Source organism: Eupransor demetentiae (genome assembly GCF_963930865.1).
GTDB lineage: Bacteria > Bacillota > Bacilli > Lactobacillales > Lactobacillaceae > Eupransor > Eupransor demetentiae.
This window is the reverse complement of the sequence record NZ_CAWVOH010000001.1, coordinates 566,889-582,555: the sequence shown is the minus strand read 5'-3', so window position 1 is coordinate 582,555 and position 15,667 is coordinate 566,889. Positions and strand designations below refer to the sequence as shown.

The 15,667-nt window shown below is 45.4% G+C and carries 9 protein-coding genes; 7 read left to right on the top strand and 2 right to left on the bottom strand.

All coding sequences use genetic code 11. The features are described from left to right. The first annotated feature begins 187 nt into the window (after positions 1-187). The 4 genes from ABSY64_RS02840 (at position 188) to alsS (ending at position 6,154) form a co-directional block, all read left to right on the top strand. Positions 188-2,296 (top strand): ArnT family glycosyltransferase, encoded by a 2,109-nt coding sequence (locus ABSY64_RS02840; protein ID WP_349641553.1) that lies wholly within the window; start codon positions 188-190, stop codon positions 2,294-2,296. Between the two features lie 17 nt (positions 2,297-2,313). Next, a complete protein-coding gene (locus ABSY64_RS02835) occupies positions 2,314-3,330 on the top strand; it encodes a glycosyltransferase family 2 protein (protein ID WP_349641552.1) in 1,017 nt (338 codons plus the stop codon). Positions 3,331-3,408: 78 nt separating this feature from the next. Then, on the top strand, positions 3,409-4,263 hold the full coding sequence (locus tag ABSY64_RS02830; protein WP_349641551.1) for an alpha/beta hydrolase: 855 nt from the start codon (positions 3,409-3,411) through the stop codon (positions 4,261-4,263). Between the two features lie 208 nt (positions 4,264-4,471). Further along, positions 4,472-6,154, top strand: a complete 1,683-nt coding sequence (gene alsS / locus ABSY64_RS02825) for an acetolactate synthase AlsS (RefSeq protein ID WP_349641550.1) — start codon at positions 4,472-4,474, stop codon at positions 6,152-6,154. Positions 6,155-6,198: 44 nt separating this feature from the next. Here alsS and ABSY64_RS02820 read toward each other — a convergent pair whose 3' ends face one another. Further along, on the bottom strand, positions 6,199-7,137 hold the full coding sequence (locus ABSY64_RS02820) for a sugar-binding transcriptional regulator (RefSeq protein WP_349641549.1): 939 nt from the start codon (positions 7,135-7,137) through the stop codon (positions 6,199-6,201). Between the two features lie 217 nt (positions 7,138-7,354). Next, positions 7,355-11,653, bottom strand: a complete 4,299-nt coding sequence (locus ABSY64_RS02815) for a S8 family serine peptidase (RefSeq protein ID WP_349641548.1) — start codon at positions 11,651-11,653, stop codon at positions 7,355-7,357. A 226-nt stretch (positions 11,654-11,879) separates the two neighbouring features. Between ABSY64_RS02815 and ABSY64_RS02810 the strand changes: the two genes are divergently transcribed. From ABSY64_RS02810 to ABSY64_RS02800, 3 genes are all read left to right on the top strand, one after another. Next, entirely contained in the window at positions 11,880-13,541 is a 1,662-nt protein-coding gene (locus ABSY64_RS02810) for a formate--tetrahydrofolate ligase (protein ID WP_349641547.1), read from the top strand. A 136-nt stretch (positions 13,542-13,677) separates the two neighbouring features. Beyond that, positions 13,678-14,733 (top strand): ABC transporter permease, encoded by a 1,056-nt coding sequence (locus tag ABSY64_RS02805; RefSeq protein ID WP_349641546.1) that lies wholly within the window; start codon positions 13,678-13,680, stop codon positions 14,731-14,733. A 2-nt stretch (positions 14,734-14,735) separates the two neighbouring features. Continuing rightward, the gene (locus tag ABSY64_RS02800) at positions 14,736-15,422 is read left to right on the top strand and encodes an ABC transporter ATP-binding protein (protein WP_349641545.1); all 687 of its coding nucleotides are present in this window, start codon (positions 14,736-14,738) and stop codon (positions 15,420-15,422) included. The last annotated feature ends 245 nt before the right edge of the window (positions 15,423-15,667 follow it).

The window sequence follows — 15,667 nt, the reverse complement described above, 5'->3', positions numbered from 1 at the left end:
GCTTTTTTATTTTATAATAGAAGAGCAATAATCTGTGAGACAGGGTATCAAGCTTTTCGTATCATAGAGTTATACGGTTTATCCGAGGATTTATTTGATTCTTGAAATTTTATTTTCATTTTATGTTGACTTAATTCAGTTTTAATTACGCAGGCATAATATAAAGTCATCAATTCATGGAGGCAATATGAAAATGGATAAACGACGCAAAGTCGATTGGTATCTAATTGCCATCCTGGTTCTCAGCGCATTCTTATTTGGCTGGGGAATCTGGGATGCAGGTAGTGCCAACGGTTATTACACCGCCGCGATTACGTCAATGACGAAAAGCTGGCATAACTTTATATACGGGGCTTTTGATCCCGCAGGCTTCATCACCGTGGATAAGCCACCGGTAGCCCTTTGGTTTATGGCCATCTCTGCAAAAATCTTTGGCGTACACGGCTGGTCAGTCGTTCTACCTTCAGTTCTTGCAGGTATCGGTTCGACCTTCTTGATGTACAAGATTCTGACACCTAAGTTTGGCGCCTGGACTGGTCGCATCGCTGCCTTGGTTTTCACCATTACGCCAACTGTTGTTGCTAACGAACGTACCAACAACATGGATGCCATCTTGGTTTTCTTCTTGCTCTTAGCCGTTTACGTTTTGACTCGAGCTGTTTACAAGAAGAATATCTGGCTGGTTATGGTCAGCTTCGGTTTGATTGGGGTCAGCTTCAACATTAAGATGTTGCAGGCCTTTATGATCTTGCCTGGTATGTTGGTTTTCTACTGGTTGGCAACAAAGGTCAACTGGAAGAAGCGTTTGGCATGGTTAACAGCTGGAATGGCTTCCTTAGCCGTCTTCACTTTGGCTTTGCCAATGGCAGTTGATGCTGTCCCTGCAAGTCAACGTCCTTACATCGGTTCTTCTCAAACGAACTCTTTGATGGAATTGGCTTTCGGATATAACGGTGCCGAGCGTTTGCTTGGCCAATCGACTGGAACCGGTGGTGCCTTCCCAGGAATGGGTAATAAGAACAAGTCTTCTAAGACTTCAAAGTCTGGTCAAAATGGTCAACCAACACCACCTACTCAAAATGGTAAGAACGCGACTGCTAACAAGGGCCAAATGCCTGCAGGTGGTCCCGGACAAGCCAATGGTCGTGCCGGTGGCCCTGGCCAAATGGGCGAAGGTCAAATGGGTGGACGCCCAGGCGGCATGATGAACGGTAAGAAGGGTAAGGGCGGCATGGGCGGTGCCGGTGGTGCATTTGCCATCGGTAACGCTGGACCATTCCGTCTCTTCCAAGACGATCTTGGTTCTCAAATCGGTTGGTTCTTGCCACTTTCAATTATTGGTATGTTTGCTGGTTACTTTGTCTTCCGCAAGCGTGGCAACAAGTGGTATCAAGTTTCAGATGAACAAAGCGAAGTATTGCTTTGGGCTGGTTGGTTAGTACCAATCTACGGTTTCTTCTCCGTAGCCGGTTTCTTCCACCCTTACTACACGATTATGTTGGCCCCAGCCATCGCAGCATTGACAGCCATTGGTGTGGTTGCAGTTAAGCGTTTGCTCGGTCAAAAGGACTCAATGGGTAGCGTTGTTGGTAAGGCTCTGATTTCATTGGGCTTGGTTTCAACGACTGCCTTGCAGGCCTACTACGCCTGGGATTACTACCCAGCACTTGGTATCGCTTTGGTTGTCATCGCCGTGCTACTTTCAGCATGGTGGTGGTTGCCAAACCAAAAGTTCACCAAGCTTCGTTCAATTTTGTCAGCGCTTGTCGTGGCAGTTTTGGCGGGTTGGTGGGCACTAACACCTACTTTGGCACACAATTCTGCACAAATTCCTTTCGCCGGTCCTTCACTGCTCCAAAGCGGTAAAGGCAACGGTGGTGGCATGATGAGTAGTAAGGTCGATACTGATCTTTTGAACTACTTGGAAAAGCACCAAGGAAATGCCAAGTACATGGCAGCTGCAACGAACACAAATCCAGCGGATTCATACATTATCAAGTCTGGTCGCTCAATCATGGCCTTGGGTGGCTTCAACGGAACCGACCCAACCATGACTTTGGCACAATTCAAGCACCTGGTTAAGACTGGCCAAGTTCGTTACTTCATTGCCGGTGGTATGGGCATGGGTAAGAGCTCGACGGGTCAAATCGGTAAGATTTCAACTTGGGTACAAAAGTACGGTAAGCAAGTTAACTACAATGGTAAGAAGAGCACCACGACGTCGACGACGAGTCAACAAGGTGGTCCCGGTCAGCAAAGCACAACCCTTTATGATTTGTCTGGTACGGTAAAATAGTTTTAGGAGGGTTTTAGATGATAGTTCGACAGAAAGTTCCGCGCTTAGGTTTAATTTTGCCAGCATATAACGAAGAAGAAGTCTTAAAGACGACTTTGACGAAGCTCAAAATTATTCGCTCTGAAATGATTAAAAAAGGTAGTATCCAGCCCGATAGTTTCATTATGATTGTCGATGACGGTTCAAAAGACCGGACTTGGGCCTTAATTAATGAATACGAGTCAGAAGCTGACCAGATTATTGGAGTTAAGCTCTCTCGTAACTTTGGCCACCAGCCAGCTCTTTTGGCCGGTATGTCGGAAGCTAGCAAGATGGCGGATGCCATGATCACGCTGGATGCAGACTTGCAGGATAACCCTGAAATCATTGAACAAATGGTCAACAAGTATAACCAGGGTTACGAAATCGTTTACGCGGTTCGTTCTAGTCGTAAGACGGATACCTGGTTTAAGCGAAATACGGCCTTGGCCTTCTATAAGATTGCAGGCTGGCTAGGCGTTGACTTGGTTCCTAACCACGCGGACTTCCGTTTGATGTCACGAACTTCTGTTAAGGCCCTCATGAAGATGCCTGAACGAAACGTCTTCCTACGCGCTATGGTGCCTCTTCTAGGCTATCCTTCTGCGGAAGTAACCTACGAGCGTGGTACTCGTCAGGCCGGAAGCACCAAGTATCCCCTCAAGAAAATGTTGACCTTCGCCGTTGATGGCATCACTTCCTTCTCGGTAAAACCAATTCGCTTCCTCTTTGACTTAGGGGTCTTGATTGTTGGAATTGCTGGAGTTGAAATCATTTACACTTTGATTGCTAAGATGCTGGGTCACGCTCAAGCCGGTTGGTCATCTTTGATGGTTTCCATCTGGTTGCTCGGCGGCATTAACTTGATGGCCATTGGCGTGGTCGGCATTTACATTGGTAAAATCTTTACCGAAGTTAAGCAACGTCCACGCTTCCAAATTGAAAACGTAACGGGTGAAAAGACACCCGGTCCCGTTTCCGATGTTTCAACCTATAAGAAAGCTTCATCTGAGTAAAAAAGGAAAGCACCTCGTAAGGAGGTGCTTTTTTTGCGCTTAAAATCCCGTATAATGGTGGGGTTAAGGAGGGTGTTCATGAACAAGAAAATAGGTATCACGGCGGCTTCCTTGATTTTACTAGTCCTGGCAGGGTTAGTAATCTGGCTTGGTATGGGGCAAAGTAAGTCCAGCAAGTCGGAGAAAGTTGAAGACTATCAAACGCCCACACTTTATTTGCATGGTTACGGTGGGGGCAAGGGGTCAACGAAGAGCCTAATTGCTTATGCCCAGCAGCATGCTGGCGCTAAACAAGTACTGCAAGCCAAGGTGGACAAGGCGGGAACGGTCGAACTAAAAGGGAACTGGAAAAAGGGAACCAAGCGTCCGCTAATCCAAGTGCTTTTTGAGGACAATCGTAATTCGGATTTTAATGATCCTGCTGCCTGGCTAAAGGCTGTCGTGCTTAAATTACAAAAAGAGTATGACATCAAGCATATGAATATCGTGGCCCACTCGATGGGGAACCTCTCCTTTATGTACTATCAGGCTAACTATGGCCAGGATAAGTCCTTGCCCCAGGTCGACCACTATGTGGCCTTAGCGGGCCATTTTGACGGAATCCGCTCCCAAGATGATCCTGCCAATCAAAACAGCATTGCTGCAGACGGCCGGCCTGCTATTATTCATTACTACTATCAGTATCTGTTGGATCACCGCCAGGATTTTGCCATGAAAAATACCCGAGTTGATAACATCTATGGCAACCTGAACGATGGTAGCAATTCCGATGGCACTGTCACCGTCACTTCTGCCCGGGCGCTGGCCTACCTATTGAAGGGCCAAGTGAAATCTTATCAGGAAGATCTGATTGAGGGGAAGCAAGGACAGCACAGCCGACTACACGAAAACAACAAAGTTGCTGCTAAAATCGACGATTTTCTCTGGTCATGAAAATATTTTTAAATTTAAAATCAGGATATTTTATTCTGATTTTTTTAATTTACGTCTTGATTCGCCCCTTCCTTTAAAATATTTCATAAAAATGGGGAGCTTTGGCGAAAGATTGGTCTAGATTGTGAATTTATATATTTGATTTTGCCTTTATAACAGGCATAGAATGATTGAGCAGATAAAATTTCACAAAGTGTTAGGAGCTATAATGGCAAAAAAAGGATCAGAAATCATCGTTGATACCCTGAATCGTCATGGGGTTAAGTTCGTCTTTGGAATTCCCGGTGCAAAGGTCGATCAGTTGTTTGAAACCTTGGAACACCCGGAAAATGGGCAAAAAGTACCACAGCTAATCGTGACCCGTCATGAGCAGAATGCCGCCTTCATGGCGCAAGGAATTGCTCGTTTGACTGGTAACGCGGGCGTTGTGATTACCACCTCAGGCCCTGGTGTCGGGAATCTTGCTACCGGTTTGATGACGGCCTCAGCAGAAGGGGATGCAGTCGTTGCCATTGGTGGCCAAGTGCCCCGTAAGGACTTGTACCGTTTGACCCACCAAAGTATTCCATCAAAGGAATTGATGAAGCCTGTGACGCGCTACAGTGTCGAAATCGAAGATCCTAACACCATCTCAGAAATTCTAAACAATGCCTTCGCGCAAGCCTATGGTCCTAAGGCAGGGGCTGCCTTTGTTTCCTTGCCGCAAGACATTGACGAAGCCCAGGTTGAAATTCCCGCTTTGCCTCAAGTTGACCGTGCGCAAATGGGGCCAGCTATCGAAAGTGATTTGGTTGATTTGGCTGATCAGATTAAGGCAGCTAAGTTGCCAGTTTTGTTGGTGGGAATGCGTGCTTCCGATTCTAAGACGGTCGAAGCCTTGCACAGTTTGTTGAAGGTTTTGCCTTTGCCTGTTGTGGAAACTTTCCAGGGTGCTGGCGTGGTTTCACGAGAATTGGAAGACCAATCTTTCTTTGGACGGATTGGCTTGTTCCATAACCAAATTGGGGACCAAATTTTGCAGGATAGCGACCTCGTAATTACTGTTGGTTACGACCCAATCGAATATGAACCACGTTTCTGGAACCCTAAGGCTGATTTGAACATCATTGATTTGGATACGACCAAGGCCCAGTTCGATAACAACTTTGTCCCTAAGAAGCAGTTGATTGGGGAATTGGCTGCCTCATTGAACCGTTTGGAGGCCCATTTGTCAGGTTCAAGCTTGAAGGAAGAAAGTCAGGCTATTTTGGCCGACTACCGTGAAAAGTTGAAGGCAGCCGACGAACCGAGCTTCACACCAAACGATGACTGCCTCAGCCACCCACTTTCGATTGTGGAAGAAACGCAAAAGCATGTCGACGACGATATGACCGTTTCTTTGGATATCGGATCGCACTACATTTGGATGGCCCGTCACTTCCGTTCGTACAAGCCTCGCCACCTTTTGATTTCAAACGGTATGCAGACGCTGGGCGTCGGTTTGCCATGGGCAATGGCAGCCGCCTTGGTTCGTCCAGAACACAAGTCAGTTGCTGTTGTTGGTGATGGTGGCTTCTTCTTCTCAGCTGCTGAATTGGAAACGGCCGTGCGTTTGAACTTGGACATCACGGTCATTGTTTGGAACGATAACAGCAAGTACAACATGGTTGAGTTCCAAGAAGAATTGAAGTACAACAACCAGTCCGCTGGTGTTCAATTTGGCCCAATTGACGTTGTTAAATTTGCTGATAGTTGTGGGGCTGCTGGTTTCCGTGTGGAAAGCAGTGACCAACTTGGCGAGGTCTTCGACCAAGCCTTTGCCCATAAGGGTGTTTCAGTGATTGACGTTCCAGTCGATTATTCACACAATACTGAATTAGCTAGTCAGATTATTGGAAATGATTTGAATTAAGGCATACAAAAAGAGCAGGTCTTTAAGACCTGCTCTTTTTTTGATTACTTTTCAAGATTGAGGACTTGGTAAGCCAAAGCTTCAGAGAAGACGATATCCGTGGCTAACTTACCACGAAGGGCGCCGAGTACAGCTGCTGACTTTTCCTTTGAACGGACAACGGCGATTCGCTTAGGCACAGCGAGAATTTCAGCCATTGAAAGTCCAAGTACTTTGTCGCTAGTTGAGTTCAAGACGCGACCTTTGATGTCGAAGGGACGGCCGTAAATCATGCCGGCAACTTCGTTTAGTTCAACGCCAGGGAAGAGGCTGGTTAATTGGTTGTTCCAAACGGGAACGGATTCCAAAGATGCCAAGGTTCCGATTCCAGTTAGAATGGTATCCATGTCACGGGCTTGGGACAAAGTGTTCTTCAAGGATGCTTCCTGGTACATTCCTTCGCGAACATCATTGTTAAGCACATAAAGTGGGGATGGCAGCGTCAAGAATTCGCCACCCATCTTCTTAGCAGCTCGTTCGACGATACGAACGGAACCTGCCGTTGAGTTGTACTTCATGTTTTCACCAACGAATTGGGTAAACTTGATTTGATCAAGGGGATTGCTATCAATGCCTTCAATCAAGCTGTACATGGTGTCACCCCAAGTCATCCCAACAACGTGGTCGTCATGGGCAAGGTGCTTAACGACGATGGTAGCCGCATAATTTGATAGTAATTCAGCTGTCGCCGTTGCTGTCGTATCATCTTGAATAATGTAGCAGTTCACATCGGGATAATGCTCTTTGAAAATTTGTTCCAACTGAGCATTGCGGTTTGCAGTGGCAGTGATTTCAATCTTGACCACTCCAGTTTTTAAAGCTTCATTTAAATATTTATTAATGAGGTAACGACTGAGGTGGTATTTTTCAGAAATTTCCCCAAAAGATAGCTTATTGAGGTAATAATCTTCAGAAATTTGCGATAGTAGTGTCTTGTCTGTCACTTTTATGACCTGCCTTGTTAAGATTTGTAAAAAACATTGGTGTCTATATTGTATGCTTTTACATAGCTAATAACAAGGCATTAACAAATAAAATGTTTAATAAATGTCGTTTTTCCTAAAAAAGTGGATGAAAATATGGCATAAATGACAGATACAGTCAAAGTGTAGAATTAAAATATTTAAAATAAAAAGCCACCTTAACGGTGACTTTTTTAATTTATACATTTACTGTTGGTAATTGATCCTTGCTACTGTTGCTGTTAGCAGGGACTGTCACAGTACTTGAAGTGTTGCCGCTGGCGTCTTGCGTCCGGAGCTGAAGATTACCAGACTCAAGTTCGAGTGGGCGAGTATAGGCTGACCATGTTTGGCCGCCATCAGTAGAATACTGATCGCCAGACTTTGGATTCAAAACCGTAACGGTTTGACCATCTTGGACATAGCTTGGGGCTGCCAAACTTTGTGCTTGATAATTAACAATGACCTTTTTGCTGGTTGTGTTACCCAGTTGATCAACAACCTTAACATTGTAAGTATGTGTTGTACTTTGGTCGCCATTATCATTAAGTTGATAAGTTTGACTGAAGTTGTGGGCTGGATAAGGATTCAAATCACCATTCACGCTACCATTAATGCCCGAATAACCCGCCACCTTGTACTCGGTGTAAAGGTTATCGTCGTTAATGAAGAAGCGGTAGCCGTCCAAATTATCGTTTGCTTGACCGGAAAGGGTAAAGCTTGGATTCTTTGTGTAAACCGTCGTGGTATTGGCATCGTTTTGCACAGTTTCATCACCAGCATTTTGGTTAATGGTCAAGCTTGGCGCAACGGTGTCCAAAAGCACTTGAACCATGCCATTCTTAGTATCACCAGACTTAGTTTGAAGCTGGTAAGCAACGCCCTTAAGTTCAGTGTTCTTCATTGGAATGGTAAAGCTAAAGTGACCGTTTTTATCAATGGCAACGTTGTTGGCACTATCACTAGCATATGACGAATTTGTCATGACCTTAAGTGACTGGACGTTGTTAGAAACTGTTCCAGTAACCGTAAAGAGTTGACTTTCTTCGTTATAGTAGCCATCCGTCACTGCTTCACGGCCGTAATGGGTATCACTGCCGTTGTTGTTGACGTTATCGAAGTGAATCTGCTTATTTTGCAAATCACTGTCGGTTGTATCAGCAGTGTTAGGGTTGTTGCGGCCTGGAAGGGTAGGGTTCTGGACATTCCATGAAGCGGAAGCAGCGCCCATTCCGGTTGCGTTAACGACTGTTAAATCCTTTGGAATTTGGTTGCCCTGAACATTAACCGTGTTCGTACCCGAATGAATAGCAGTTCCGTCAGCCATGTAAAGTGTGGACCAACCATCCAAAATGACATTGGAATCAGTTGCTGGCTTTGGCACTGTAAAGGTAGCTACCCCGTTTTGAACTTGCCCAGTGTATACGTCGTTTGTGGCGTAATTACGGATAAAGGCGTTTGTCGTGCCACCTTCAGTTTGTGGAACCTGAGCCGTCACTATCATTTGTGAACTATCGTTTGGATCAGCAGCGACACTGGCCCATTCAAACGAAGCTTGTGGATAAGCCAAAGAGAATTCCGTCAAAACTTGGCCGTTGGCGGGATTCGTTACCTTGATACTTGGCGAATCGGCCAACTTCAAGTTAGCGGTGAAGTAACCATCAGCATCGGGATAAACAATTTGGTTATTTACGTCGATTGAAGGAAGGCTAGTGGCGCCATAAAGTTGGAAGATGTCGGTTTTAGCGTCGTATACGCCACCGTCTTTATTCAATGGAACGTTAGGAACCGCGTTGTACAAGACCACCGGATTACCAGAGGCAACAGCATCTGTAATAAGAGAACGACCAGCTGTGTTGTTGGCAACATCGCTCAAGACAACGTTAATGACGTTGTGGGTGTCACCCATAGCTGCCAAATCATCAGCATCTAACTTAACCTTCAAGTCACCCGTGGTACGGCTGGCATCAGTAAATGAGCCGGCCATTGGAACGGTTTTAACGTGGTTGTTAATTAAGACTTTGGCCACCGAATAATCGGTAAAGCCAGAACCTTCATCCTTGTAGTGAATATCAATCGTTTGGCTATTTTGGTCGTAAGTCAAATCGGTGACTTCAGGCGCAGTCGTGTCAATGATGACCGGATAGTCAACTGATTGAACCTTGTTGCTGCCATCCGTCCAAAGGGTACCTGTCAAACGGTAAGTGTATTCACCATCTGGGGCAACATAGTTGGTGTCGGTTTGGCTATTGTAAAGGGTTCCATCCCAACTAAGATCCTTGGCATAGAGTGCCAAGTCCATGTTGTTGGTTCCTAAGGTATCTGGGCGGTAAGAAGACTTGCTGACATCCTTGTTATCTGAAATCGTGCGAACCACACGGCCAGTTTTATCAAGGATTTCAACCTTCAAATCTTGCAAGTTTTGGTTGGTAAATTCGTAAGGCATAATGCTTGGGCCGTTGCTCAACTTAGGTGAGAAGGCGACCTTGCCATCTTGAACTAACTTGGCGACCTGCTGCCAGTCATACTTTTCTTGACCAGAAACCATGGACTTCAAGGAATAAGTATCCGTGACACCCATTGGGAAGTTTTGGTTATCGAGTAAGTAATTACCACCAAAATATGAATCTGCTTGGTTTGCTGATGCATCAAAAACGCTTTGCTGCGTTGGATCGCCATAGTAACCATAGTAAGGAACGCTTAGATCTGGTTGACCATCAAGACTCTTGAATTGGACGAAACCTTCAACGTTCTTTTGCTTGCTGACATCAGTCAAGTTCAAATTGAAGGGCACCGTGACTTGACTGTGCGCAGGCACCGTTACGGTTTGCTTGCCGGCAGTGAGGCTAGCCCCAGAAAGGTACTGGTCATAACTTTGCTTAGTTGAAGGGTCGACTAAGTCCGTCATTGGACCACCTAAATTACTAATCGAGTAGCTGTGATCTTGGTCACTGTAGTTCGTTAGAGTGAGGTCGAAATTAGTTTGTTCACCAATTGCATAGAGAGAGGCGCTTCCCTGACCGTTCGCACTGTTAACCGTGACAGTGTTTTCAACCGCAGCACCCGTGTTCAAACCTCCAGCACCTTGTTGGCGTGGAGAAATGTAAGTGTTGTGTGCGTAGTCAACCTTTGGCGTGGCCGTATTCATCAACATTAACTTTTCGACCATGGCCAAATTAGCTGAGCTAGGCATGTTCAAAGTCTTAAGGTGCTGGTTAACGAGAAGGGCAGAGCCAGAAACGTGGGGCGCCGCCATTGAAGTTCCGATGGCTTTCTTGTAGTCATCTTGACCGTAAGTTGAAACGATACCAACGCCGGGAGCGGAAATATCAGGCTTCAAAGTTAGGTCAGGCATAGGACCCCAAGACGAACCATTAAACATGGCATCCTGGTCGCCCGTCAGGCTATTTTCGGCAGCAACCGTAATGGCCGTGTCGGCAGTTCCAGGATCCCCAATAGTACCAGAATTAACGGGCTGGTAAGCCAAAGTATCAGTACCTGGAGTGGCATTGTCGGCCGAAATGATTGAACCTGAATTTCCATCATTACCTGATGAAACGGCAACGAGGACACCGTGTTGGCTGGCATAATTAACTGCAGCTTGCAATTCATTTTGCTTTTGTTGGGCAGCGTAGTTGGTTCCATAAGAAATCTGGATAACATTCGCACCTAAATCAACGGCGTCGTGAATAGCCTTAGCAATGGCATCAATGTTGTTGCCGTCGTCTTGCACGCGCATGGCCAAGATTTGGGCATCCGGCGCAATTCCCATCGTATATTCTTTATTACCAACAGGGCCATTTGCGGCAACAGTACCGGCAACGTGCTGGCCGTGCTGGTTGGCGTTGTTGGTAATGTTGTCGGATGAATTGCTGACATAGTTATAAGCAAAAGGAATCTTTTCGGAAAGATATTCGCCATAGCCCAATTCCTTAATACGGGCTTGGGCTGCTTCCTTGGTAATGGCAGCAGTCGTAGGGTCCGCCAAAGTAAAAGCAGGGTTGCTAGCATCAATTCCTGTATCAATAACGGCTACAACTTGTCCCTTACCGGTGTAACCATTTTGCCAAGCTTGATTTGCATTAATTTTTGTCAAATCGGCTTGGTTAGCAGGGGCAGCAATGTTGGAAGCGGTAAGGTTGCTAGCGGCTGGATTTTCCGTGGTCGTTGCTTCCTTTGGCTGAGCACTAGTCAAGTTCAAACTTGAACTGTTAGCCGAGTCGCTGTCACTTTGACTTGAACTGCTAGCAGTGGAACTAGCCGGCTCTTTGTGACTAATTGTTCCTTGATCAGTCGAATCGCTTCCATCTTGCTTAACAACAATCTTGGTTGTGTTGCGACTGTGCTTGCCAGTAGTCGTTGTGGTCGTTTGCGTGGTTAATGAATCAGCAGAGGCATTGGCCGACAAAGCCATACTTCCGGTCAGTGCGAGTAAGCTTGAACCAAAAAGGTAATGGAGCTTACTTTTGCTTGAATTAAAGTTCTTTTGAATTAGCATTTATTTCCTCGGTTTTCGTAAAAAACTGTGCTGTCTAAATCAATATATTCACTCTTAATGATACCAAAAAAATGCTGAAACCACTAATTTACCGGGCTTTTATACAATTCAGGGGCCACTTGTCTTGTTTTTCACGAGGAGCATTTTAAACAGGGGATGACCTTCTTTTCGATTCACTCTAAAAATCCGCTATAATAGAAAATAAATGTTTAGAGGGAGCTAAGCCATGCAAAGTGATATCGAGATTGCCCAAGAGGCTGAATTGAAGCCAATCAGTGAAATTGCTGAAGCTGCGGGTTTGCAGCAAAGCGATATTGAACCCTATGGATTTGATAAGGCCAAAATTAAGTTTGATCATTTAACGAACCGCCCGATGAAGGGAAAGTTGATTTTGGTAACTTCGATTAACCCAACACCTGCAGGAGAAGGAAAGTCGACGGTTACGGTTGGCCTTGCCGATGCTTTAAATGCTGGTGAAAAGTCCGCTATGGTTGCTTTACGGGAACCTTCACTTGGCCCTGTCATGGGGATGAAGGGTGGTGCCACTGGGGGTGGTTATGCCCAGGTTGTACCGATGGCCGATATTAATTTGCATTTCACCGGGGATTTTCACGCTTTAACAGCTGCCCACGATCTCTTGGCTGCTACGCTGGATAACAGCATTTATCAAGGTAATGTATTAAAGATCGACCCTCGCCGGGTGATTTGGAAGCGCGCGCTGGATATCAACGATCGCGCTTTGCGCCACGTGACAATTGGTTTAGGCGGACCAACTTCAGGAGTCCCTCGTGAAGATGGTTTTGATATTACGGTCGCTTCCGAGCTAATGGCTATTCTGACCCTATCAACGGACTTGATGGACTTAAAGGCTCGCATTAAGCGGATTGTCGTAGCTTATACCTATGATAAAGAACCGGTGACGGTTGATGATTTGGGCGTGGCGGGTGCTTTAACGGTTCTCTTAAAAGATGCCGTTAAACCTAATCTTGTTCAGACCCTTGCCCACACACCAGCGATTATTCACGGGGGTCCCTTTGCCAATATTGCGCAAGGAACGAACTCAATTTTGGCAACACAGACGGCTTTGCGCTTAGCAGACTATGTCTTGACCGAGGCTGGCTTTGGCGCTGACTTAGGTGGCGAAAAGTTTTTGGATGTTAAGGTTCCTCGATTGGGAAAGCATCCGGATGCCATCGTGGTTGTCGCGACAGTGCGTGCCTTGAAGCACACTGGTGGACAGGCCCTTGCCGATTTACAAAATGAAAATCTCGACGCCCTTGAAAAGGGCTTGGCCAACTTGGGTCAAAATCTGAAAGCCATGCAGTCGTACGGCGTGCCGGTACTGGTTTCAGTTAACCGCTTTACTTCCGATACTGAAGCCGAAATTAAACTCATTCAGGACTTCGTGGCCAAGCAGGGTTCTCAAGCCTTCTTGACCGAAGTTTGGGCGAAGGGTGGCGCAGGAGCTACTGAGCTGGCTGAGGCCGTGCAAGACGCAGTTGAAGAGAAGAGCACCTTCACTAAATTGTACGAAGACGATGATGATTTGATGGTCAAAATCAACAAAATTGTGAAAAAAATTTATGGTGGTCGTCAGGCAGTTCTGGCCGACAAGGCGCAAAAGCAATTAGCAGAATTTAAGCAACGCGGTTGGGATAAGTTGCCGGTCATCATGGCTAAAACCCAGTATTCCTTGACGGATGATCCGAAGCGCCTTGGGGCACCAAAGGACTTTGACATCCATATTCGGGAATTTATCCCAAAGCTAGGCGCCGGCTTTATCGTCGCTATGACGGGTAAGGTACTAACGATGCCTGGCTTGCCGAAGGTACCAGCTGCAACTAAAATTGATATTGATGAAAATGGTCAGATTACCGGACTATTTTAATATAGGAAGCAATCTTTTCGGATTGCTTTTTTGATAAATAAAAAGTGAAAAATAATTCACTTATCACTTGATAAACAAAATAAAAGGTCCTATACTATCCTTATCAACTGATAAGTAAACGTAAGGAGATCTTGAAATGTTCTTAGCGATTAATGAAATGAAAAAGGAAAAGCTACGCTATGGTTTGGTGATTGCGGTCATCACGATGGTGTCTTTCCTAATCTTTATCCTCTCGGCCTTGGCCTTGGGCTTGGCTAATGAAAACGTGTCTTCCATCAATTCTTGGAAAACGCAATCCGTTGTGATGAGCAAGGATGCCAACGGAAATTTGAGTCAGTCCATGCTAACGGCAGACGATTTGAAGGAATACGGCAATGATGCCGATCAGTCGAAGCTTGCTTTGACACCAGCCATCATGAAAAAGGGCGACACCCGTGATTCAGTCATGTTCATTGGTTTAACCAAAAACGACCGCATCGACAAAAGTATCAAACTTCAATCTGGTCGTAAGGCAGAAAATAGTTCGGAAATTGTGGTTTCTTCGGCTTTGAAGCAAAAGGGCTTCAAGTTAGGTGAAAAGGTCCAGCTTGGTATTCAAAACCAGTCCTTTAAGATTGTTGGTTTTGCCAAGAACGCTTCTTATAACATGCAGCCGGTCGCTTATGGTGACATTAATCAATGGGCCGGAATTAAGGGCGTTCAAAATAATTTTGTCGCATCTGGTGTAATTTCAGATAAGCAAATCAGTGCCAAGAATAGTCAGTTAAAGGCCTTTAACAAGGCTGATTACTTGAATAATCTACCTGGTTATTCGGCCCAGAACTCAACCTTTATTTTGATGATTGCTTTCTTGATTGTTATCTCAGTGGTCATTGTGGCAATCTTCCTTTACATCTTGACGATTCAAAAGATGGAAAACTTTGCTGTTCTGCGTGCTCAGGGTATTCCAGCCCGTTACTTGGTGCTAAATACCTTGAGCCAAACACTCTTAATTATGTTGTCAGCCGTGGTCATTGGCATGATTTTGGCACTCGTCATGAGTATGACGATTCCAAGCCAAGTACCGATGTACTTTGACTTCACGCTAATTTCCTTGGCTGGATTGGGCTTGATTGTGATGGGAGCACTTGGTGCGCTTATTCCAATTCGCCTAATTACCAAGATTGATCCTGTTACTGTAATCGGAGGTTAATGATGCAAAAGCTTGAATTAAAAAATGTGCGTAAGCAGTTCGGTCATGGTTTAAACCAAGTGACGGCTTTGGATGGCATTGATTTTGAAGCCCGCTCAGGCGAGTTGACTTTGATTCTGGGCCCTTCAGGCTCTGGAAAGAGTACCATGTTGACCATTTTGGGTAACTTGCAAAAGGCGACCGATGGGGAAGTTTTGTTAAATGGTCAGAATTTTGAAAACCTCACGCAAAAGCAATCGGATGATTTCCGCTTGAAGCGTATTGGTTTCGTCCTCCAGTCCTATAACCTTGTGCCCTACTTGACGGTTAAGGAACAATTCGACCTCGTCAACAAGGTTAAGCCAAAGGGAAATTTGGACAAGCAGACTTTTGAAGAATACATTGACAAGTTGGGTATTCGTCCTTTGATGAATAAGTATCCTGGTCAATTGTCAGGTGGACAAAATCAGCGGGTGGCCATTGCGCGGGCTCTTTACACGAATCCTGATTTTATTTTGGCGGATGAACCTACGGCAGCTTTGGATTCAGAACGAGTTAAGGTTGTTGGCGGACTCTTCAAGGACATTGCCAAGGAACAGGATAAGGCCGTTGTTATCGTCACGCACGATTTGCGTCTCAAAGAAGATGCCGACCGAATTTACCACTTGGAAGATGGAAAGCTAAGCTTGGAAAAGGGTAATCAAAATTAATTCAAATTAAGTGTTGACTCATTGAATTCTAATTTTTATAATAAAAAACATCGAAACGAGAGGAGCAGCATCATGTCAAAGCAAATGAATCCATCACAATTTACTGCCAAGAATGTAACTGCACTCTTGTTGGGCTTGCCAGAATCTAACTGGTGAGTCGGTTTTACGTTGCCGATTACCAGGTCAATCACTGGTAATCGCTAAGGGAAAAGGTCCTAGCTGTTATCAGCTGGGACCTTTTTTGA